The organism is Streptomyces sp. NPDC046379, assembly GCF_055587785.1.
This window is the reverse complement of record NZ_JBVJFP010000007.1, coordinates 77,788-98,872: the sequence shown is the minus strand read 5'-3', so window position 1 is coordinate 98,872 and position 21,085 is coordinate 77,788. Positions and strand designations below refer to the sequence as shown.

Annotated in this window: 19 protein-coding genes; 15 read left to right on the top strand and 4 right to left on the bottom strand. The window is 75.7% G+C overall.

The genetic code is table 11. The features are described from left to right. The first annotated feature begins 156 nt into the window (after nucleotides 1-156). Nucleotides 157-2,226: an ATP-binding protein gene (locus ACZ6KF_RS14675; protein WP_469238732.1), complete on the top strand. Its 2,070-nt coding sequence runs from the start codon at nucleotides 157-159 to the stop codon at nucleotides 2,224-2,226. 39 nt (nucleotides 2,227-2,265) lie between these two features. Here ACZ6KF_RS14675 and ACZ6KF_RS14670 read toward each other — a convergent pair whose 3' ends face one another. Continuing rightward, nucleotides 2,266-4,086, bottom strand: coding sequence for an eCIS core domain-containing protein (locus ACZ6KF_RS14670; RefSeq protein WP_469175652.1), 1,821 nt, complete (start codon nucleotides 4,084-4,086; stop codon nucleotides 2,266-2,268). 244 nt (nucleotides 4,087-4,330) lie between these two features. Between ACZ6KF_RS14670 and ACZ6KF_RS14665 the strand changes: the two genes are divergently transcribed. From ACZ6KF_RS14665 to ACZ6KF_RS14650, 4 genes are read left to right on the top strand one after another with little or no spacing between them, the layout of a single operon-like run. Further along, nucleotides 4,331-5,881: a phage tail sheath family protein gene (locus tag ACZ6KF_RS14665; protein ID WP_356631360.1), complete on the top strand. Its 1,551-nt coding sequence runs from the start codon at nucleotides 4,331-4,333 to the stop codon at nucleotides 5,879-5,881. A gap of 35 nt (nucleotides 5,882-5,916) precedes the next feature. Then, on the top strand, nucleotides 5,917-6,357 hold the full coding sequence (locus ACZ6KF_RS14660) for a phage tail protein (protein WP_356631358.1): 441 nt from the start codon (nucleotides 5,917-5,919) through the stop codon (nucleotides 6,355-6,357). Continuing rightward, nucleotides 6,354-6,851 (top strand): hypothetical protein, encoded by a 498-nt coding sequence (locus ACZ6KF_RS14655; RefSeq protein WP_356631356.1) that lies wholly within the window; start codon nucleotides 6,354-6,356, stop codon nucleotides 6,849-6,851. Before ACZ6KF_RS14660 ends, ACZ6KF_RS14655 begins: the two co-directional genes overlap by 4 nt. Beyond that, nucleotides 6,848-7,006 (top strand): DUF6760 family protein, encoded by a 159-nt coding sequence (locus ACZ6KF_RS14650; RefSeq protein ID WP_356631354.1) that lies wholly within the window; start codon nucleotides 6,848-6,850, stop codon nucleotides 7,004-7,006. Before ACZ6KF_RS14655 ends, ACZ6KF_RS14650 begins: the two co-directional genes overlap by 4 nt. A gap of 2,274 nt (nucleotides 7,007-9,280) precedes the next feature. On the opposite strand, the gene ACZ6KF_RS14645 is transcribed toward ACZ6KF_RS14650, so the two are convergent. Continuing rightward, nucleotides 9,281-9,547, bottom strand: a complete 267-nt coding sequence (locus tag ACZ6KF_RS14645) for a hypothetical protein (protein ID WP_469238582.1) — start codon at nucleotides 9,545-9,547, stop codon at nucleotides 9,281-9,283. A 265-nt stretch (nucleotides 9,548-9,812) separates the two neighbouring features. Between ACZ6KF_RS14645 and ACZ6KF_RS14640 the strand changes: the two genes are divergently transcribed. From ACZ6KF_RS14640 to ACZ6KF_RS14600, 9 genes are all read left to right on the top strand, one after another. Next, nucleotides 9,813-10,100 (top strand): hypothetical protein, encoded by a 288-nt coding sequence (locus ACZ6KF_RS14640; RefSeq protein WP_356631352.1) that lies wholly within the window; start codon nucleotides 9,813-9,815, stop codon nucleotides 10,098-10,100. A gap of 88 nt (nucleotides 10,101-10,188) precedes the next feature. Then, entirely contained in the window at nucleotides 10,189-10,614 is a 426-nt protein-coding gene (locus ACZ6KF_RS14635; RefSeq protein WP_356631350.1) for a phage tail protein, read from the top strand. Between the two features lie 64 nt (nucleotides 10,615-10,678). Beyond that, on the top strand, nucleotides 10,679-11,401 hold the full coding sequence (locus ACZ6KF_RS14630) for a CIS tube protein (RefSeq protein WP_469238579.1): 723 nt from the start codon (nucleotides 10,679-10,681) through the stop codon (nucleotides 11,399-11,401). Beyond that, nucleotides 11,398-13,224, top strand: a complete 1,827-nt coding sequence (locus tag ACZ6KF_RS14625) for a VgrG-related protein (protein WP_356631346.1) — start codon at nucleotides 11,398-11,400, stop codon at nucleotides 13,222-13,224. The genes ACZ6KF_RS14630 and ACZ6KF_RS14625 overlap by 4 nt, the downstream gene beginning before the upstream one ends. A 117-nt stretch (nucleotides 13,225-13,341) precedes the next feature. Next, on the top strand, nucleotides 13,342-13,659 hold the full coding sequence (locus ACZ6KF_RS14620; RefSeq protein ID WP_469175649.1) for a PAAR domain-containing protein: 318 nt from the start codon (nucleotides 13,342-13,344) through the stop codon (nucleotides 13,657-13,659). Continuing rightward, nucleotides 13,659-14,081: a GPW/gp25 family protein gene (locus ACZ6KF_RS14615; protein WP_356631342.1), complete on the top strand. Its 423-nt coding sequence runs from the start codon at nucleotides 13,659-13,661 to the stop codon at nucleotides 14,079-14,081. Before ACZ6KF_RS14620 ends, ACZ6KF_RS14615 begins: the two co-directional genes overlap by 1 nt. Next, nucleotides 14,081-16,054 carry a putative baseplate assembly protein gene (locus ACZ6KF_RS14610; protein ID WP_469175647.1) on the top strand — a complete coding sequence of 658 codons (1,974 nt, stop codon included), beginning with the start codon at nucleotides 14,081-14,083 and terminating at the stop codon, nucleotides 16,052-16,054. Before ACZ6KF_RS14615 ends, ACZ6KF_RS14610 begins: the two co-directional genes overlap by 1 nt. After that, nucleotides 16,051-16,617, top strand: coding sequence for a phage tail protein (locus ACZ6KF_RS14605; protein WP_469238577.1), 567 nt, complete (start codon nucleotides 16,051-16,053; stop codon nucleotides 16,615-16,617). Before ACZ6KF_RS14610 ends, ACZ6KF_RS14605 begins: the two co-directional genes overlap by 4 nt. Before the next feature lie 5 nt (nucleotides 16,618-16,622). Next, nucleotides 16,623-17,837 (top strand): NADase-type glycan-binding domain-containing protein, encoded by a 1,215-nt coding sequence (locus tag ACZ6KF_RS14600; RefSeq protein ID WP_469238575.1) that lies wholly within the window; start codon nucleotides 16,623-16,625, stop codon nucleotides 17,835-17,837. Here ACZ6KF_RS14600 and ACZ6KF_RS14595 read toward each other — a convergent pair. Further along, nucleotides 17,769-18,701, bottom strand: a complete 933-nt coding sequence (locus tag ACZ6KF_RS14595) for a DUF72 domain-containing protein (protein WP_469175641.1) — start codon at nucleotides 18,699-18,701, stop codon at nucleotides 17,769-17,771. The two genes, ACZ6KF_RS14600 and ACZ6KF_RS14595, sit on opposite strands and share 69 nt — an antisense overlap. Before the next feature lie 23 nt (nucleotides 18,702-18,724). Beyond that, nucleotides 18,725-19,012 carry a DUF4190 domain-containing protein gene (locus ACZ6KF_RS14590; RefSeq protein ID WP_356631332.1) on the bottom strand — a complete coding sequence of 96 codons (288 nt, stop codon included), beginning with the start codon at nucleotides 19,010-19,012 and terminating at the stop codon, nucleotides 18,725-18,727. Nucleotides 19,013-19,271: 259 nt separating this feature from the next. Between ACZ6KF_RS14590 and ACZ6KF_RS14585 the strand changes: the two genes are divergently transcribed. Continuing rightward, nucleotides 19,272-20,951 (top strand): PucR family transcriptional regulator, encoded by a 1,680-nt coding sequence (locus ACZ6KF_RS14585; RefSeq protein WP_469238574.1) that lies wholly within the window; start codon nucleotides 19,272-19,274, stop codon nucleotides 20,949-20,951. Nucleotides 20,952-21,085 lie beyond the last annotated feature (134 nt).

Here is a 21,085-nt window from a genome sequence, read left to right as displayed (position 1 = left end):
GCCGCCGACCCCGGGACCCCGCCGTCCGTCGGAGCGCTCGCCGACGACCCTGTCCCCGCCCGCGCGGACGCCGGCGCCGGTGTCGGCGCCCGCGCGGCGACGGAGGCCGACGCCGGTTCCGAGGGCCGGGCGGCTGCCCGGACCGGCGGCTCCGCCGTGCCCGCCGCCGGCGCCGGGCCCCGTCCCTCCGGCGCCGGGCACCTCTGGGCGCGGCTGCGGCTGGTCGAGGAGCGGGTGCGGTTCGCCGTGGCGGCCCGCCGCGCGGCCGACCCCGATCCCGACGACCCGTACCGGGGCCAGTACCTCGGTCCCGACGCCGTCGCCCGCATCCTGGACGAGCCGGGCGGGCTCGACGTACCCCCGTACGAGCCCCGCCGCCCGCCGGCCGGTTCCGTCCTCGACGGCCTCGCCCGGCGGTTCGGCCTCGACCCGCTGGACCTGGACCTGCTCCTGGTGGCGGTGGCGCCCGACCTGGACGCGCGGTTCGAGCGGCTGTACGGCTATCTCAACGACGACCTGACACGCCGCCGGCCGACGGTCGGCCTCGCCCTTGAGCTGTGCGGGCTCGCCGGGGCGGCGTCCGCGCGGTTCCGGCTGGCCCCCGGAGCGCCCCTGATCGCGGGCGGCCTGGTCGAGGTCACCGAGCCGGAACGGCCGCCGCTTTCCCGCGTGCTGGCGGTCCCCGACCGGGTCACCGGGCATCTGCTGGGCGACGCGCGGCCGGACGCCCGGCTCGCGGCGGTGCTCGGCGAAGCCCGGCCCGACCCGACCGCCGAGGCGGCGCAGATCCGGCGGACGGCCGCCGCGGCGGCGACCGGCGTCGGCCTCGTCCACCTGCGCGGCCGGGGCGGCGACGCCGAGGGCCTGGCCTGCGCCGCCCTGCACGCGGCCGGACTGCGCCCGCTGGTCCTGGACGCCGCGGCCGTCGCCCGGCGCCCCGGCGACGCACCGGAACTGGCCCGGGTCTCCGCCCTGGAGGCCCGGCTGAGCGGCGCCGGGGTCGTCCTCGGCCCGCTGGACGCGCTGCCCGCCGAGCCCGCCGAACGGACCCGCACGCTCGCGGCGCTGTGCGCGGCGCTCCGGGGCATCCCGCTGCTGACGCACGGCGGCGTCGGCTGGGACCCGGCGTGGGCGGCCGACAGCCCCGTCGTGCTGACCGTGCCGGCGCCCTCCCCCGAACGGCAGGCCGCGCGCTGGCGCCACGCCCTCGAACAGGCCGCGGGCGTCGTCGGCGACGCCGGGGCGCTCGCCGACGCGGTCGCCGCGCACCGCCTGGACTCCGGGCAGCTGCACCGTGCGGCGGAGGTGGCGGCGCGCACGGCCGCCGTCGAGGGACGCCCGGTCGGCCCCGACGACCTGCGGACCGCCGTACGCGCCCAGAACGGCGCGGGACTCGACCGCCTGGCCCGCCGCATCGAACCGGCGGTCGGCTGGGACGACCTGGTGCTGCCGCCGGCCACGCACCGGCGGCTGCGGGAACTCGCGCTGCGCGCCCGCCACCGCGAACAGGTCCTCGGCCAGTGGGGGATGCGGCCCGGCGGCGGCCGGGGGCGCGGGGTGATCGCGCTGTTCGCCGGGGAGTCGGGCACCGGCAAGACCATGTCCGCGGAGGTCGTCGCGGCGGACCTGGGCATGGACCTGTACGTGGTGGACCTGTCCACAGTGGTGGACAAATACGTCGGCGAGACCGAGAAGAACCTGGAGCGCATCTTCACCGAGGCGTCCGCCGTCAACGCGGTGCTGCTCTTCGACGAGGCCGACGCGATCTTCGGCAAGCGCTCGGAGGTGAAGGACGCGCACGACCGGCACGCCAACATCGAGTCGGCGTACCTGCTCCAGCGCATGGAGTCCTTCGACGGGATCGCCGTCCTGACCACCAACCTGCGGGCCAACCTGGACGAGGCGTTCACCCGCCGCCTGGACGTGGTGGCCGACTTCCCGGTGCCCGACGCCGCCGGACGCCTCGCCCTGTGGGAACGGTGCCTGGGCGACCGGCTGCCCCGCGCCGCCGACCTGGACCTCGCCTTCTGCGCGGACCGCTTCGAACTGGCCGGCGGCTCGATCCGCGCCTGCGCGGTGACGGCGGCCTACCTCGCGGCGGAGTCCGGCGGCCCGCTCACGATGGGACAGCTGGTGACGGCGATCGCCCAGGAGTACCGCAAGCTCGGACGGCTGGTGCTGGAGGGGGAGTTCGGGGCGTGGCTGGGGATGGCCCTGGACGCGTGAGGAGGCGGTGCGGGGCAGTGGCGGCGCTTTCGCCGGCCGTCACGTCTCCTGGGGGTTGAGCCGTTCGTCGCCGGTCGCCTCACCGACCAACCGAGCGATGAATTCGGCCAGTGGAGTCCACTGCTCTTTGGGCATCTTTTCGTACGATTTCCTTCCCAGGGCGCGCATCTCGAAGAGGGAAAGCCCTTCCCCGTCGGTCGACATGGCGCCGAGCCCCTGGTCCGTCGATTCTCCCGTGTGCCGGGGATACCCGGGCGGGGGTGAGAGCTCGTCCTTGGCGACCGACGCGTCCCCGCTGAGGACCGGATCCAGCCAGGTGCGGCGCGACAACCGCCAATCGCGGCCGTCGTTGGGCACCTCCATCTTGTACCGGCCGCCGAACACGCGCTCGTCGACAGGGAAACCCTCGTCCGTCATGGCGGTGTAGACGTCGCCACGGTGGCCCGACAGCCATGTGGTCGCCGCGTCCGACATGCTCTTGAACATGGTGACGAAATCTGTGCGCGGCATCATCGAGAAGAAGTACTTGGGATCCACCAATCCCTCGTTCGTGCCGCCGGCGTCGTCCAGAGTCTTCATGACCACGGTGAGGAACCCGGTCACCTCCTTCACGGAGTCGTCCGCCGGGGCGTCGGCGGTCCGAGCGGCGACGGCATCGACGATTCGCTTGGCGCGTTCGTTGTTCTTCTGGAGGTTGGACAGCCCGCTGGTCACGCGGTTGCTGATCTCCCGCTGTTCCTTGCTCCCGGCGCCGGCGGAGCGCAGCAAGCGTGTACTCTTCGCCGGTGGCGGCGCGTCCTCCTGCTCCATCCGCCGGCGCAGCGTTTCCACCAGAGCGCCGATGTCCTGCATCCGGATGCCGAAGGTGGCCTGCGGTCTGGCTTGCCCCTCGCCCCGCGCGGTGATCGTGTAAGCCCCTTCGCGATAAGGCCGCTTGCCGGCCGCCAGCCTGTCATGAAATTCGACGATGTCTTTCAGAGCCGCGCGAACCTGGTCGAGGGTGTCCAGCGGCCTGGTGACGAACTCCACGTTGCCGTTGTCGGCGGCAACGTACGACAGGTCCTGCTTCAGTTTGATGAGTTCCTTCTTCGTATCGCTCTTTTTGTGCCCGTCCTCCTTGAATTCCCAGCCCTCGTCGGCCACTTCGAACTCGAACCCGACGGCCCGCTGAACCTGGTGGGCGTCCGGCGCCGCCGCCGGTCCCGGGCCGGCAGCCGTGGTCGCGGCGTCGGCGGTGCGGGCCGCCGGCACGGGCCCGGTCAGCACCCGGCGGGCGTTCGCCTCCGCCTCCCGCTCGAACCGGTCGGAGGGGTCGGAGATGCTCAGCCCGGCCCCGTTGTCCGTGCCCGCGACCGGGCCGGTGCGCTGCTGGACGACGTGGGTCAGCTCGTGGGCCAGGGTGTGCTTGTCGCCGCCGCCCTCCCCGATGACCACATGGCTCCCGCTGGTGTAGGCGCGCGCCCCGATGGCGCGGGCCGAGCGGGCCGCGGCGGCGCCGGTGTGCAGGCGGACGTCGGAGAAGTCGGCCCCGAGCCGGGACTCCATCTCCTGGCGTACCGGCTCGGCCAGCGGGCGGCCGGTCGAACGCAGGACCTCGTGCACCCCGGTGTCCGGCTGCTGCGGGGCGGGTGCGGCGGCCGCCCGGCGGGCGATCATGGCGGTCACCGCGGCGTTGCCCGCGCCGCGCTGGGCCGCCCGGAGCACGTCGGCGGTGAGCGGGGGCGGTACGGCCGCGCCGCTCGCGGGCGTCTCACGCCGGGCGGCGCCGCTCCCGGACGTCTCCCGTGGCGCGGCGGCCGGCCGGCCGCGCGCCGCTTGCCGGGCGTCGGCGTTCTCCGTGTGAGCCTTGGACGTCCCCATCTGCCCCTCCTCGCCGGAGCATCCCTGCCGCCTCCAGTGGAGCGGCCGGACCCGGGGGCGTCCAGGTCCGCACGGGCAACGCGAGGGCAGGGCCGGGTGATCCCCGGGCGGTCGGCGCGGGGAGTACGGAAAGGCAGCCGCCCTGCCCCCGGCCAGGTCCCCGCGTCCCTGCCGGCCCGCGCCGGTCCTCCCACAGACTCGGCCTGGACACAGGTGACCGCCGTCAGGACGCGAAGGAGCGAGCATGCCGACGTACCTCACCCCGGGTGTGTACGTGGAGGAGGTGCAGTCCGGCGCCCGGCCGATCGAAGGGGTCGGCACGGCCGTCGCCGCGTTCGTCGGGTTCGCCGGGAAGGGCCCCTTCCACGAGCCGACCCTGGTGACCGGCTGGGACCAGTACACCCAGCACTTCGGCGGCTTCACCGAGGGCGCCTACCTGGCCCACGCGGTCTACGGCTACTTCGCCAACGGCGGCGGCGCGGCGTACGTCGTGCGCATCGGCGGGTCCGCCGAGGACGCCTCCGCCCCGGCGGCGGACGGTACGCAGCGGCCGGCGGCGGCGCCCGTGGAGCTGGGCGGCTTCCTGATCGCGGCCCGGCCGGGCGTGACCGGCGTGTCCGTGGAGATCGCCGACGCGGACGGCGAGAACGCCCCGGAGGACCGCTTCAAGCTGCTGGTCCGCCAGGGCGACCAGGTCGTGGAGACGTACGACGCCTCCACCCGCAAGAACGTCAAGAGCTACCTGGTCGGCCAGGCCCGCGCCTCCCGGCTGATCGAGGTCACCGAGCAGCGGGGCGCCGCCCAGAGCAGGCCCGCCGCCCAGACCGTGGCGCTCCCGGACGCGCCCGCCGCCCCCGCCGCGACCGGTCCCGGGACGGTGTCGCGCATCGACCCCGGGGAGTACGTCGGCGACGCCGCCGCCCGCACCGGGTTCGGCGGCCTGGAGACGATCGACGAGATCACCATGGTCGCCGTGCCGGACCTGATGGGCGCCTACCAGCGCGGCGACATCGACGCCGAGGCCGTGCGCACCGTGCAGCTCGCCGTCATCTCGCACTGCGAGCAGATGGGCGACCGCGTCGCCGTGCTCGACGCCCCGCCCGGCCTCAACGCCCAGCAGGTCCGCGCCTGGCGCAACGACGAGGCGGGCTACGACTCCCGCTACGCCACCCTCTACTACCCGTGGGTGCGGGTCTTCGACCCGGCCCTCGGACGCAACACCACCGTCCCGCCGAGCGGGCACGTCGCCGGCGTGTGGGCGCGCAGCGACGCCGAGCGCGGCGTGCACAAGGCGCCCGCCAACGAGGTGATCCGCGGCGCGGTCGACCTGGAGCTGCGGCTCAGCAAGGGCGAGCAGGACCTGCTCAACCCGATCGGCGTGAACTGCATCCGCGCCTTCCCCGGCCGCGGCATCCGGATCTGGGGCGCCCGCACCCTCTCCTCCGACCCGGCCTGGCGCTACCTGAACGTGCGCCGCCTGTTCAACTACCTCGAGGAGTCCATCCTGCTCGGCACCCAGTGGGTGGTCTTCGAGCCCAACGACGACCGGCTGTGGTCGAGCATCCGGCGCAACGTCACCGCGTTCCTCCAGGAGGAGTGGCGCCGGGGCGCGCTGTTCGGCCGGACTGCCGCCGAGGCGTTCTACGTCAAGTGCGACCGCGACAACAACCCGCAGGAGTCCATCGACCAGGGCCGGGTCGTCTGCGAGATCGGTGTCGCACCGGTCAAGCCCGCGGAGTTCGTGGTGTTCCGGCTGGCCCAGTTCTCCGACACCACCAGTCTCATCGACGAGTGACCCGCGGGTCCGAAAGGGAAGGTTGACAGACTGTCATGGCAACGGGCGACGCTCTTTCCACCCACGTCTTCGGCGTGCAGCTCGGCGGATACCTGGTCGAGTCGATCCAGGAGATCAGCGGCTTCACCGTCGAGGAGGACGTCGTCGAGGTCAAGCAGGTGACCTCGGACGGCAAGCAGATCATCCGCAAGCAGCCGGGCGCCCGGCAGGCCGGCGAGATCACGATCACCCGAGGGCTCGACCAGAGCAGCGAGTTCACCAACTGGATCAAGGAGACGCTCAACAACGGGGCGGTGAACTCCGCGCGCCAGAACCTCACGATCGAGATCAAGGACTCCGAGGGCGCCACCGTCCGCCGCATCCAGCTGCTGCAGGGCTGGGCCTCCAAGTGGGAGGGCCCGTCCCTGAAGGCGGGCGAGTCCTCCCCGGCCACCGAGACCGTCACGATCGTGTTCGAGGAGATCGTCGTCGAATGAGGCGTCGTACGGTGACGGCGGGCAACCTGGAGGAACTCCTCCAGGCGACGGCGCCCGCCCAGGGGCAGGAGCAGACGGCGGCCGCCGCCCCGGAGGCCGCCCCGCCGCCCCGGCAGGACCACGGGCTGCGCACCGAGTTCGAGTTCGAGCTGCCGCGCGGGTACGTGGACGAGTCGGGCACGCTGCACCGGCACGGCGCGATGCGCCTGGCCACCGCCCGCGACGAACTGCGGCCCCAGATCGACCTGCGGGTCAAGGAGAACCCCGCGTACCTGAGCGTGGTGCTGCTGAGCCAGGTCATCACCCGGCTCGGCACGATCACCGACGTGCACGCCGGGGTCGTGGAGCGGATGTACGCCACCGACGTCGCCTTCCTCCAGGACTTCTACCGCCGCGTCAACAGCGAGGGCCACACCCGGGCCGCGGTGACCTGCCCGCACTGCGAGGGCGGCTTCGAGGTCGACCTGTCGGGTGGGCGCCTGGGGGAATCGTGACGTACGCGCTTCCCCGGCTCCGGGAGGAGATCGCGTACATCGCCTACCACTTCCACTGGCAGCGCGACGAGATCCTCGACCTGACCCACGACGAACGCCGTCAGTGGGTCGCCGAGATCGCTCGCATCAACCAGCGCGTCAACGAAGGCGGTTGAGCACATGGCATGGCGGGACCGACTGCGCCGCCGCCGGGCCGCCGCCACGGGGCCTGCGGGTCCGGCGGGACCTGCGGGCGGCGTGGAACGGGGTGGCTCCGCCGGGGGCGGGGGTACGTCCGCGCCCGCGTCCGGGACCTCTTCGGCGTCCGGAGCCCCTTGGGAGCTCGGGGATTCTTCCGTGCCCCGGGACTGGGACGGCGGCTGGCGTCGGGTGGGCCCGCCCCGGCCGACCGTGTCCCGGGCGCCGCTCGGCGTCAGCGACGGGCTCGCCTTCCGCGCCGGCCTCGCCGCCTGGCAGAACCCGTCCTTCGACACCGGCCTCGGTCACGCCGTCCTGCCCACCGCCCCGGCCGGCCTGGTCCACGGCGTCACCGGCCCCGCCGCCCCGCGGCCCGTCCACACCGGCGGGGGGCCTCTGCTGCTCCGCGCGCTGCGGCAAGACGGGGCGGAGGAGGCGGAGGCGGTTGGGCCGGCCTCCGAGGGCGTCGCACGGGTTCCGCGCGGGACGCAGGCGTCTTCCAGGAGTTTCGGCGGCGGTCCGGCTGCGGTGGGCGGGGGCTCGGGAGCTGGGTCCGCTGCGGGGCGGGGTGGCGCGCCGGACGCCGTGCGGGGTTCCCACCGGGCGGCCGCGTCTTCGCCGGGTGCCTCCGGCTCCGGGGCTTCCGGGGCCTCCGGTGGCCGCGGTGCGGCGGGCCGGGATTCCGGGCCGGGGCCGGTGGCGGAGCGTGCCGCCGGAACGGCGACAGGGGACGCCGTGCAGGCGTCTCGTCGGGCGGCCCCCTCGTCGCGTGACGCCTCCGGTGACGCCGGGACTCCGGCCGAGGCGGACGGCACGCCCCGGACCCGTGGACTCGCGTCCGCCGCATCCCCCGCCGTGCTCTCCCCGTCGCTCCCTCCCGTTCAACGGGCCGCGCAGCCGGGCGCCGGGCCGGTCGTGAGCCCCGCCGACCACGGTCGGTGGCCCGCTGCCCCGCGCCTTGTGCCCGTACGGCGGGTGGCGGTGATCCCCGGTGGGCACGGACCGGACTCCGGGCGAGCCTCCCGGTCGCCGGCTGCGCCCGCCCATCCCGTCGGCCGGCGCGCCACGGCCGACGCGGCAGGAGCGTCCGCCGCCGCCCCGCCGGTCGTCCGGCCCCGCCCGGTGGGGCCCTCGCCGGCCGCCGCCCCGCGCCCGGACCGACCCTCGCGCCGCCTCCCCGCGGTCCCGCCCCCCGTCACCACGACGGCACCGGCTGCCGGGACCGGGGAGTCCGCCGCCTCCTCACAGCGCGCCGCCACGCCCGCACGGCGCGCCGCCGCCCGCCCGGCGAGCCGCGCCCCGCTCGGCGCCCCGCTGAACGAACTCCCCTCCACCGCCGTGCCGGCGCCGAAGCCGACCCCTCCCGCCACCGGCCCGGCGCTGCCCGTCGTCCAGCGTCGGGCGGAGAGCCCCGCCGCACCGGCGACGACCCCCGGCCGACCCGGACCTCGCACACGCAGCGGTCTGGGCGCACCCCTTCCGGCGCTGCCCCCGACCGCGGACGTACCCGGCGACACCGGGCCGAGCACGGACGCCCGGCGCGCTCCCGCACCGCCGCCCGCCCCGTCTCCCGGCCGGACGCCCGCCGCGCCGCTGCTGGGGGCGTCCGACGTCCGGCGCAGCCTCGCGGATCGGCCTCCCGCCGGGGGCGCCGCGGAACCGGGCCCGGCGGAGGCGGCTCCCGCCAGTGCCGGGCCGCCGGACGCGCGCCCGGTGACCCGCCCGGTGACGCCGGAAGCCGTCGTGAAGCCGACGGGCGAGGACGCAAACGCCCGACGCCCCGGCGGACAGCAGCCGCCTCATCGGCCCACCCCTCTGACGCCGGCCGTCCTCCAGCGTGCCGCGACCGAAGCGGCGTCGAGTCCTGCCGGTGCTCCGGGCGTCCGGCCTGCTCCCGCCACGAGTCCTGCCGGTGCTCCGGACGTCCGGCCTGTTCCCGCCACGAGTCCTGCCGGTGCCCAGGGCGTTCGGCCCACTCGCGCCCCGAGCACCGCCGGCACTCCGGGTATCCGGCGCGCTCCCACCCCGCCCCGCACGCTCCCGCTGATCGCCGCCCGCCCGCTCGTCCTGAACACCCGGCCGCCCGAAGGCGCTCCCACGACCCCCGCCGGCGGACGTCCTCCGGTCGTGGCGGCACGTTGGCCCGCCGCACCCGCTGCGGACACGGCGCACGGACCCGGGACCGCCCCCCGTTCCGGAGCCGTCCCCGGACCCGGGACCTCTCCGGCGGCACCCGCGCACCACGGCCCACCTCAATCCGCCCCACCGACGGCGACGGCGACGGCGACCGCGGTCCAGCGGGCCGCTGCCCCGCCCGCCGCGACCCGGCCGGCGCCGCCGCCCGCCGCGGCCCCCGCACCCACCGCCGGACGGACCCGGCCCCGCCCGGCGAGCACCCCTGCCGGAGCGGGCACCGCGCCCGTGGTCCGGCCCGCCCTGCCGCGCGCGGACACCTCGGCGAAGGCCCCCGCGCCCACCGGCGTACCGGCCCGCCCCCTGCCGGCGATCGCACCATCCACCGGAGCGGACAGCGGCCCGCCCGCGATGCGGCCCGCACGGGACGAGGTCCGCCCGCCCGCCCGACCGGCCCTCGCACCCACCCCCGTGGTCCGCCCCGCACCGCCCCGCGGCGACGCAACCCGCCCGGCTCTCACCCCCGTACCGCCCGGCTCCCCGCCGCCCACGACCACCCCTCACGCGCACCCGCACCCGCCCACAGCCCCGGCCCAGGCGTTCACCGCCCCCGTGGTCCAACGGGCGGCGAGGGCCGAGCAGGCGCCCGCCGTGGGCAGACAAGCCCCCGGCAAGCCGGCGGCGCCGGTCCCGCGCGACGCGCCCCGCCGCGGGCACGCCGCACCCACAGCCGTACCCCACGCGGCCTCCGCACCCCGCGCCCGGCCGGCCCCTTCCCCCGGCAAGGGCGCCGCCCCGCCACCGGACCCCGCTCTCGGCCCCGGTCTCGACCTCGACGACCTGGCCCGCCGGCTGCTCGACCCGGTGGCCCGGTTGCTCCGCGCCGAGCTGCGGCGCGGCCGGGAACGCACCGGACGCCCCTACGACGGACGCCGCTGAGGGCCATGGACGAGGCAATGGACGACGGCACGGGAGAGGGCATGGGACGAGGGCACGGGACGGACGACGACGGACGGATGACGCACCGATGACCGACAGCATCTTCGCCACGAGCGTGTTCTTCCGGCTCGCGATCGGCGGCAACGACCTGGGCGCCTTCCACACCTGCTCCGGCATGGGCGCCGAGGTCGAGATCGAGAGTTACGCCGAGGGCGGCAACAACGGCTTCGCCTGGCAGCTGCCGGGGCGGGTCACCTGGTCGAACATCACGCTCACCCGGCCGGTCACCGCCGACACGGCGAAGATCGGCCGCTGGCTGGACGAGACGCTGCGACGGGTCGAGCCCAAGGACGGCGAGATCGTGGCGCTGAAACCGGACCTGACCCGGATCATCAGCTGGCAGGTGTTCGGGATCGTCCCCGTGCGCTGGCAGGGCCCGTCCTTCGACCCCGCCACCTCGCAGGCGGCGGTGGAGACCCTGGAGATCGCCCACGAGGGACTGCGGCCGGTCTGACCCCCACGCGGCCGACGCGCCTCTCCCCGATCCCGAACCCCGCACACCCGGAAGGAGGTTCCGCATGACCCCAGCGGTCCGCGCCAGTCGGGCCAGGGCCCAGCTGACCCTGAAGGAGCCGCCCGCCTCGGTCGGCGCGAAGCCCGGCGGCACGATCGCGCGGCTCGACCTCCAGTTCAACCCGGCCACCCTGGAGCTGCGCAAGACCACCGAGTGGCGGCGCACCCCGTCCCGGAACGCGGCGGAGTCGGCGCTGCCCGAGTTCGTCGGCAGCGGCCCGCGCGCGCTGAGCCTGGAGGTGTTCCTGGACGCCACCGCCACCCACGACGACTCCGTGGAACGGGCGGTGGAGAAGCTGATGAAGGCGTGTGTGCCGACGCCGGCCAGCCTGGGCCGCAAGAAGCCGGCCAGCCCCTGGGTGCGCTTCGAGTGGGGCACTGCGCGGACCACGTCGTTCGACGGGGTGCTGTCGAGCCTGTCCGTGACGTACACGCTGTTCGACGTGGACGGCAGGCCGCTGCGGGCCACCTGCGCCCTGTCGATCGAGGAGGCGAGCGTCGACCCGCCGGGCCAGAACCCGACGTCCGGCGCGCGCACCGGCCGCAGCACGCACACCGTCGTCGCGGGCGACAGCCTGGCCCTGCTGGCCTGGCGGGAGTACGGCGACGCGACCGCCTGGCGGGCCATCGCGGAGGCGAACGGAATCGACGACCCGATGGTGCTCGAACCCGGCGCCGAACTCGTGGTGCCGGGGCTGCGGGACGCCGGCGGGGAGGAGGAACGGTGACCAAGGCCGAGTCGCGGGGAGCCCGCTCGTTCGCGGCGGACCCGATTGTGGAGACGCCCGCCGAACTGCCGCCGGTGTGGGCCGCCCAGCTGGTGAGCTGCGTGGTCGACGAGAACGTGGGGCTGCCGGACGCCGCGGTGCTGTCCTTCCGCGACCCCGACCACGAGTTCCTCCAGGCGACCGGCATCACGATCGGCACCCCGCTGCGGGTGTCGGTCGTCACCGTGAACGGGCGGGCACGCGAGCGGCTGTTCAGCGGTGAGGTGACGGCGCTGGAACTGGACCGGGACGGCACCGGCTCGTTCACGGTGGTGCGCGCCTACTCCAAGGCGCACCGCCTCCAGCGGGGCCGGAAGGTGGTGGCGTACCGGAACATGACGGCGGCGGCGATCGTGCGCAAGGTCGCCGCCGGGGCCGGGCTGGCCTGCGGGACCGTGCAGGCCGCGCCGGTCACCTACCGGCAGCTGTCGCAGGCGAACGTGTCCGACTGGGACTTCCTGCAGTTCCTCGCGGGCGAGAGCGGCGCGCAGGTGCGCGTCGACGACAAGGGGCTGCTCCAGTTCACCCGGCCGCGGAAGGCGTCCGGCGCGCCCGCGCCGTCGACCACCGCGGCCCGCGACCCGATGGTGCTGGAGTACGGGCGGAACCTGCTGTCGCTGCGGGCCTCGCTGTCGGCCGCGGACGGGGCGTCGTCGGTGGAGGTGCGCGGCTGGGACGTCACCACGAAGCGGCCGCTGGTGGCCCGGCACCCGTCGGTGAACGCCGACACCGTGCTGCCGGGGCTCAGCCCCGCCACGGCCGCCGCCCGGTTCGGCAAGGCCGCCAAGGTGACCGTCACGGACACCCCGTACCGCACGCAGGCCGAGACGACCGCGGCGGCGGGCGCGGTCGCCGGCCAGGTCGCCGCGGGTTTCGCGGAGCTGGAGGCGACGGCCGAGGGCAACCCCCGGCTGCGGGCCGGCCTGCCCGTGACGCTCGGCAACGTGGGCCGGGCGTTCTCGGGCAAGTACACGGCGACGGCGGTGCAGCACGTCCTGGAGCCGCACGGCGGCTACCGCACGACCGTGTGGGTGAGCGCCAGCCCCGACCGCTCCCTCACCGGGCTGGTGACCGGCGCCAACGCGCCCGCCCGCGGCCCGCGCATGCCGGGACTGGCGATCGGCGTGGTGACGGACGTGCGCGAGCCGGCCGGCGCCGAACGCGGCGCGGTGCGGCTGAGGTTCCCCTGGCTGGACGACACGTACGTCACCGACTGGGTGCGCACCGTCCAGTGGGGCGGCAAGGGCGGCGGGGGCGTGATCAGCCCCGAGGTCAACGACGAGGTCCTGGTCGGGTTCGAACAGGGGCTGCTGGACAGCCCGTACGTCATCGGCGGTCTCTACAACGGCGTGGACCGGCCCTCCCCCCACGACGTGCCGCTGATCGACAGGACCAGCGGCAGGGTCAACCGCCGCTCGGTGGCGTCCCGTTCGGGACACCGGGTGGAGCTGCTGGACGCGCGGGCGCCGGGCCCCTCCGGACTGCGGCTCGTCACCGGGGACGAGCGGCTCGAGGTACGGCTCGACGACCGGCTCGGCCGGATCGAGCTGACGGTGTACGCCGGGCGCGGCAGACCGCTCACCTCCGTCCAGCTCGACAGGAACGGGATCACGCTGGACGCGGGGGCGGGCGACGTGAGCGTCAAGGGCCGGCAGGTGGACATCGACGGCACGGCCGGGGTCCGGATCGGCGGCCGTTCGGTGGAGGTCACCGGCCGCACCGGCGTCACGGTCGACGGCGGCCTGCTGGGCGTCCTCAAGGCCCGCCTCGTCCGGATCAACTGACACCCGGGGGCGTCCGGGTCGACCGACGCCCGAGGGACCGAGAAGAGTCACCGACGCCCGAGGAACAGGAAGAGTCACAGCCGTGACGCCCGAGGAACCAGGAAAGAGGAGCACCCCATGCCGGCCGCAGCCCGTACCGGTGACCCGACCGACCACGGCGGTGTGATCGCCACCCCGCCGCCCGCCGCGGCCGCCGCGGTGGCGCGTGTGCTGATCGGCGGCCGGCCCGCCGCCGTCGTCGGCAGTGTGCACGCCTGCGCGACGCCGCCGCACGCACTCCTGGGGCCGGGCAACGTCGTCCTGCCCAACCCCGCCGCCGCCGTGTCCGGCGCCGTCCTGATCGGCGGCGTGCCGGCGGCGCGGGCGCGCGACCGGACGACGTGCGGCGCGATGATCCTGACCGGCGCCCCGAACGTCCTGATCGGCGGTGTGTGATGAGCGAGCGGTTCATCGGGCGCGGCTGGGCGTTCCCGCTGCGGGTCGGGCCGACCGGCGGGATCGCGATGGCCGAACGGGAGCAGGAGATCGAGGAGGCGATCCGGCTGGTGCTCGGCACCGCGCCCGGCGAGCGCCCGATGCGCCCCGAGTTCGGCTGCGGCATCCACGACCACGTCTTCGCCCCCGGCGACGGCGCCACCGCGGGACGGGTCGGACGGCAGGTGCGCGAGGCCCTGGAGCGGTGGGAGCCGCGCATCACGGTGGACGACGTGGTGGTCGCCTTCGACGCGGTCGAGGCCGGCACCCTCTACATCGACGTGCACTACACCGTGCGCTCCACCAACGACCGGCGCAACCTGGTCTTCCCCTTCTACACGATCCCCTCCGAGGAGCCGCCCGGCGAACGGGGCGCCGACTGATGGCCCTGCCCTCGCCCAACCTGGACGACCGGCGGTTCCAGGAACTCGTCGACGAGGCCAAGCGGTACGTCCAGCAGCGCGCCCCGGAGTGGACCGACCACAACGTCTCCGACCCCGGCGTCACCCTGATCGAGACGTTCGCCTACCTGGTGGACCAGTTGCTGTACCGGCTGAACCGGGTGCCGGACAAGAACTACACCGCGTTCCTCGACCTGCTGGGCATCGGCCTGTTCCCGCCCGCCGCGGCCGGTACCGACGTCGACTTCTGGCTGTCGGCGCCGCAGCCCGACACGGTGGTGCTGCCCGCGGGCACCGAGGTGACCACCGCGCGCGGTGAGACCGACGAGAGCGACGAGGCCGTCGTGTTCGCGACCACGGACGAACTGCGCATCGTCCCCAGCGAGTTGATCCGACTGGTGACCGCGCCCCGGACCGGCGAGCAGACCGACCGCACCGGGGAGCTCGGCGAGGGCCGCGACGTGCGCTGCTTCCAGCCGGCCCCGCAGCCGGGCGACGCGCTGCTGTTCGGCCTGCCGACGGCGGTGCCGCGCTGCGTGGTCGCCGTGCGCCTGGACAGCCGCGTGGAGGGCGTCGGCGTCGACCCGCGCCAGCCGCCGCTGGCGTGGGAGGCGTGGGACGGCGGCGGCTGGCGGCCGTGCGAGACCGGCACGGACACCACCGGCGGCCTCAACCGCCCCGGCGAGGTCGTCCTGTACGTGCCGGCCGGGCACACCGCGTCGGTGATCGGCGGCGCCCGGGCGGGCTGGCTGCGCTGCCGCGTCACCGAACCGGAACCGGGCCAGCCGTTCTACTCGGAGTCCCCGACCGTCCGCGAGGCGGCGGTGTTCACCGTGGGCGGCACGATGTCCGTGGAGCACGCCGAGACCGTGACCGATGTGCCGCTCGGCGTGTCGGAGGGTGTGGCGGGGCAGACGTTCCGGCTCGGCCGCCCGCCCGTCCTGCTCGACGGCGAGCCCCCGGTGGTGGAGGTGTCCTCCGACGACGGCTGGGTCCGCTGGGAGGTCGTGGAGCACTTCGGCCGCTCCTCTCCCGACGACCGGCACGTCCGGGTGGACGCCACCACCGGCGAGTTCCTCTTCCCGCCGGTGCTGCGCGAGCCGGACGGCACGCTGCGGCACTGCGGCGCCGTGCCGCCGAAGGGCGCCCACGTGCGGGTGGCCCGTTACCGCACCGGCGGAGGCCCGGCGGGCAACGTGCCCCGCGGCGCGATCTCCGTGCTGCGCAGCTCGGTTCCGTACGTCGCCCAGGTGGTGAACCGGGAGGCGGCGCGCGGCGGCGTCGCCGGTGAGACGGTCGCCAACGCCAAGCTGCGGGCGCCCGAGGCGCTGCGCACGCAGGAGCGGGCGGTCACCGCCGAGGACCACGAGATCATCGCCCGCCGCGCGGCGCCCTCGGTGCGCCGGGTGCGCTGTGTGCCCGCCGCGGACGGCGGCGCGGGCGCCGTGCGCATCCTGGTGGTGCCGGACGCGGTGGCCGACGAGGGCGACGACCGGCTCCGCTTCGAGCAGCTGATCCCCTCGGACCAGGTGCTGACGGCGATCGCGGCGAGTCTCGACGAGCGCCGCCTGATCGGCACCCGCCTGGTGGTGGAGCCGCCGGTCTACCAGGGCGTCACCGTGGTGGCCCGGCTCGCCGCCCCGCCCGCCGACGCCGACCGGGTGCGCCAGGCGGCACTCGACGCGCTGTTCCGGCACCTCAACCCGCTGCGCGGCGGCCCGGACGGGACCGGCTGGCCGTTCGGGCGGGCCGTGCAGTACGGGGAGGTGTTCGGCGTGCTGCAACGTGCCACCGGCGACGCGCTGATCGAGGACATCCGGCTGTTCCCCGCCGACCCGGTCACCGGCCGTCGGGGCGCCCCGACGGACCGCGTCGACGTGGCCGCGGGCGCGCTCGTCTTCTCGTACCAGCACCAGGTGGTCGTCACGGCCCTCGGACCCGAGGAGGGCCGATGAGCCGCGCCGCGGTACCGGGCCTGCCGAGCCGCCACCCCATCGGCGCGCAGCTGCCCGCCCTCTACGCCGACGACGACTTCGCGCAGCGGTTCACCGCCGGCCTCGACACCGTCCTCGCCCCCGTCTTCGCGACCCTCGACAACCTGACCGCCTACCTCGACCCCCGCGTGGCCCCGCCGGACTTCGTGGCCTGGCTGGCGTCCTGGGTGGCCGTCGCCGACGACCCCGGCAGGCCCCTGGAGCGGCGCCGCGAGGCGGTCGTGCGCGCGGTGGAGCTGCACCGGTGGCGCGGTACGCGCCGCGGCCTGGTCGAGGGCCTGCGGCTCGCACTGGGCGTGCACGCCGAGGTGACCGGCGACGGCGGCACGGCCTGGTCCGCCGCTCCCGGCGCCGGCCTGCCGCCGGAGAGTCCTCCCGGACCTCTCGTCCGGGTGTGGCCGGACCCCGGGGCGGACGCGCCGGACGCGGGCCGGGTCCACGACATCGTCCGGGCCCTGTGCCCGGCGCACACCGTCTGCCGGGTGGAGATCCTCACGGGCCCGCCCGCCCCCGAAGGAAGGTGACGCGGATGCGCGCGTGTCCCGCGTGCGGGGCGTCCAACGGCGCCACGGACGACTTCTGCGGCAACTGCGGCGCGTACCTGGGGTGGTCGGACGCGGGGGCGGGGTCCCCGGAGGCGCCGGGGCCCGGGACGTCGCCCGGTCCCGCCCCGTCACCGGGACCCGCTTCGACGACCGCGGCCCGGACGACGGCGACGGGGCACGGACCCGGTGACGGCGAGGCGGCGAACCCGGCGCCGGCCGCGGACGACACCGGCAGGACGGCCGCCGCGCCCGCCGCGGACACCGACCGTACGCCCGCCGCACCCGACCGCCGGCACCGCCCCACCGGCGGCGCCCCCGGCGACGACCCCCACCCCGACACCTCCGCAACCACCCCCGCACCCGCGCCCCCACCCCCATCCCCATCCCCGGCTTCGTCCCCGTCCCCGCCTTCGTCCCCGCCCCCCGTGCTGCCGGTCCGCCCCGCCAGGCCGGTGGCCCCGCGTCCCGTCGTACGGCCCGTGCCGGCCCCGGAGGAGTCGGACGGCGCGCCCTGCCCCGACTGCGGTGTGCCCAACCTGCCGGGCCGCCGTTTCTGCCGGCGCTGCGCGGCGCCCCTGAACCCCGCGCCGAAGCCCGCCCCGCTGCCGTGGTGGCGGACCGTGTGGCCGTTCCGCCGCCGGGTGCGGGCGGGTTCGGGCCGCGGGGTCCGTCTCGTGGTGATCCTCGTGGCGGTGGCCGCCCTGTGCGCGGCCGGCGTGGCGCTGCTGCCGGCCGGCCGGGCCCTGTTCGAGGACACCCGGGACAAGCTGGGCAAGCCCAGGCCCGTGACGCCGGCGACCAGCCGGGCGAGCGCCGAGGTCTCCGGGCACCCGGTGGGAAGGACCACGGACGGGGTGACCAACAGCTACTGGGGCGCGCCCGCGCCGGGCGCCTCGGTGACGTACACCTTCCGCAAGCCGTTCCGGCTGGTCGACGTGATCATCACCAACGGTCCGTCCAAGAACGCGCGGCAGTACGCCCGCCAGGCGCGCGCACTCGAAATGGACCTCGTGGTGACGACGTCGGACGGCGAGCAGCGCACCAGGAAGCTCGCGCTCAGCGACAAACCGGGCCCGCAGCCGTTCCGGACCGGCTTCAGCGACGTGAAGTCGATCCGGCTGGTCCTGCGTTCACCCGTCGGTCTGACCGCGGGTCGTCATCTGGCCCTCGCTGAGGTGGAGTTCTTCCAGCGCACCTGAACGGCCGGTCGCGGGCGGGGTGGACCCGAGCAGCCGTGTCATCTCCTCGGCGGCCCGCACGGACGCCGGGCCGCAGCAGTTGTTGAACAGGACGTGCACCTGGCCGGTCCGCCCGGCCAGGTGGCGCAACCGCGGTACCCACTCGGCGAGTTCGTGCTCACCGTACGCGTGCCGGTACCGCTCCTCCTTGTTCCCGTGCTGCCACGCGGCACTGCGCCCGTGGAACCGCACGACGGACAGCCGGGGCGTGGTGACGGGGGTGACCGGCGGCACGGAGGCCGCGAACCCCTGCGGCATGTCGACGGCGACGGCGGCCATCCCGTACCGCGCGAGCAACGCCCGCGTGGCCGGCGCCCGTTCCTCGCGCCACCACGAGGAGTGCCGGAACTCGACGGCGAGGGGCCATCCTTCGCACCGCCGTGCGGTGTCCGCCAGAACCTCCTCCGCCCGCGCCCCGGGCCGCAACCACGGCGGGAACTGGAACAGCACGCACCCGAGCCGCCCGGCCCGCCGCAGGGGCTCGATCCCTGCGGCGAACCGCGCCCACACCTCGTCCAGCACCCCCGGGTCCCGCGCGTCGGCGGGCAGCCCGTCCGGCATCACCGCGCTGCGCGTCGGATGCCCGGTGAGCAGCGAGAACGCCTTCACATCGAACACGAACCCGTCCGGCGTGCGCTCCACCCACAACCGGCTGTTGCGCTCACCCGGCAGGGCGTAGTACGAGGCGTCCACCTCCACCACGGGGAACCGCTCCCCGTAGTACCGCAACCGCCCCTCGGCGTCCCGCCGCCCGGCGGGGTACCACCCGCTGCGCACGAGCGCCGGGTCGGTCCACGAACACGTCCCCACGAGGATGTCGCCCATGGTGGCTCGGTCACCCGGAGGCGTCAGCCGTTCAGGTACCAGCCGAACCCGCCGTTGTTCGCGGCGACGAGCAGGACGATCAGCCAGAGCACGATGTCGATGACACCGAGGACGATGCCCGCCTTGGCCATGCCGGCGCCGTTCCCGGCCCCCGCCTGACGGCGGGCGACCATACCGAAGACGATGGCCAGCGGGCCCAGCACCATGTTGAGGAAGAACAGCCCGACGACGCCGCAGCACAGGCTCGCGACGGCCATGCCGTTGGTGCGCGAGCCGGAGGACGCGGAAGGGGAACCGCCGTAACTGGTCATGGAACACTCCCGGTTGTCGATGGTGATCCGCACTTTTGACTTGATTGCCCGGATTCCCCCTCGATGCGGGGTCATGTCCCCTGTCGGCAAAGGTTCTTGTACCCCGCCGCCCCGTGCCGATACGCGCACGGGCCCTGACGCCCGCCCGCCGATGGCGGAAACGCATGATGAGCAGTATCCGGATACAGCGGTCATTTCCCCCGCCCGCCCCGCTACGCTACGCGCCAGGGCAAGGGGGCCGAAGGGCGAGGGGGGCCGGATGGTGCCGAACGGTGCGGGCGGGCAGGGGGACGCCGCGGCGGGGCCGACGCTGGAGAAACTGCTGGCGGTCATGGGGGCCGGGACGCTGGAGACGTACGCGGCGCCGCGAGGGCTCGGGGACGTGGTCGAGGGCGTCACGGTGCTCGACCCGCTGGAGCCGCGGCCGGCGCGGGGACAGGTGCTGTTGGCGGTGGGCGTCGATCCGCGGTCGGCCGCCGCCGTCGACGCCGTGCGCGACGCCGCCGGATCGGGAGCCGTCGCGGTGGTCTTCGGCCCGGGCCGGACCGGGCCGTCCCCGGACGCGTCGGGGAACCGGCCGGGGCGGTCCCCGGACGCGTTACGGGCGGCGGCCGAGGAGGCCGGCGCGGCGGTGCTGTTCCGGACGGCGTGGTGCGAGTGGACCGAGCTGATCGGCGCGCTGCGGGCCGGTCTCGTCCTGTGCGGAGTCCCCGCGGACCCGGCCGTGGCGGCCGTCGCGCCGGGGGACCTGAACGGGCTGGCCGACGCGATCGCCGTGCTGGTCGGCGGATCGGTGACGATCGAGGACGTGGAGTCCCGGGTGCTGGGCTACTCCTCCACGCGCGAGGACGTGGACGAGCTGCGCCGGCTGACGATCCTCGGCCGGCGGGTGCCTCAGTGGCGGGTGGCCGCCATGCGGGAGGACGGTTTCTTCCAGGCGCTGTGGAGTTCGGGGGACGTCATCCACCGGCCGGCGCACGGCGACAACCCCGAGCGGCTCGTCGTGGCCGTCACGGCGGGCCGGGAGAACCTGGGCTCGATCTGGGTGGCCGCCGCGGGCGGAGAGGGCTTCCCGTCGCACGCCGCCGACACGCTGCGGTCGGCGGCGCGGGTGGCCGCCGTGCACCTGCTCCACCACCACCGCTCCCGGCGCACGCACGCCCGGCTCGTCGAGGACGCGGCCCGGGCCCTGCTCGACGGACGCGGCTCCGCCGGAGCGGTGGCCGAGCACACCGGAATCCCGGTACGGGGACACTGCGCCGTGCTGGCGGTGCGCGCCGGCGCCCCCTGCAAGGGCGAGGACAGCGGCAGACTGTGCGCGCTGCTGGCGGTGCGCTGCGGCTCGTCCGGCCTCACCCCGGTCGTGGTGCCGGTCGACCAGGGGGCGCTGGTCGTCGTCGGCGCGCTGCACCGGGACGCGGGACGGGCCGTCGAGCAGGTGGCACGGCTGGGCAAGGCGCTGGCCGAGCAGGTGGCCCGCATGTTCGGGCCCGAGACGCGGATCGGTCTGGGCACGTTGGCCGACGGCCTGGCCAGCCTGCCCGAGTCCCGCCGGTCGGCCGACCTGGCGCTGAGCGCGCTGCTCACGAAGGGCGGGGACCGCACCGTCGCCTTCGCGAGCGAGGTGGCCGAGACGATCGCCCTGCACCAGATGCTCGACGCGCTGCCCGGCCCGGACCCCGCTCCGGACACGCCGGTGGCCCGCCTGGTGGCGTACGACGCCGGACCGGGCGGCGGCACCATGGTGGAGACCCTGCGCGCGTACCTCGACCACTTCGGCAACGTCCCGAACACCGCCCGCGCCCTGGGCGTCCACGCCAACAGCCTCCGGCACCGGATCACCCGCCTCACCGAGGTGTCCGCCCTCGACCTGCGCGACCCCGACGCCCGCCTCCTCGCCCACCTCCAGCTGCGCCTTCTGGACCGCGGCGACGCCTAGTCCTCCGAGTCGGGAGAGGGCCCTCTCGGACGCCGCCACCATGAACGGCCGCCTCCGTCGTGCCCGCGCACGACGGAGGCTGTGCGACGCCCGCGGTCGCGCCCCGGGGCGAGAAGCGCGCGGCGCGACACCGG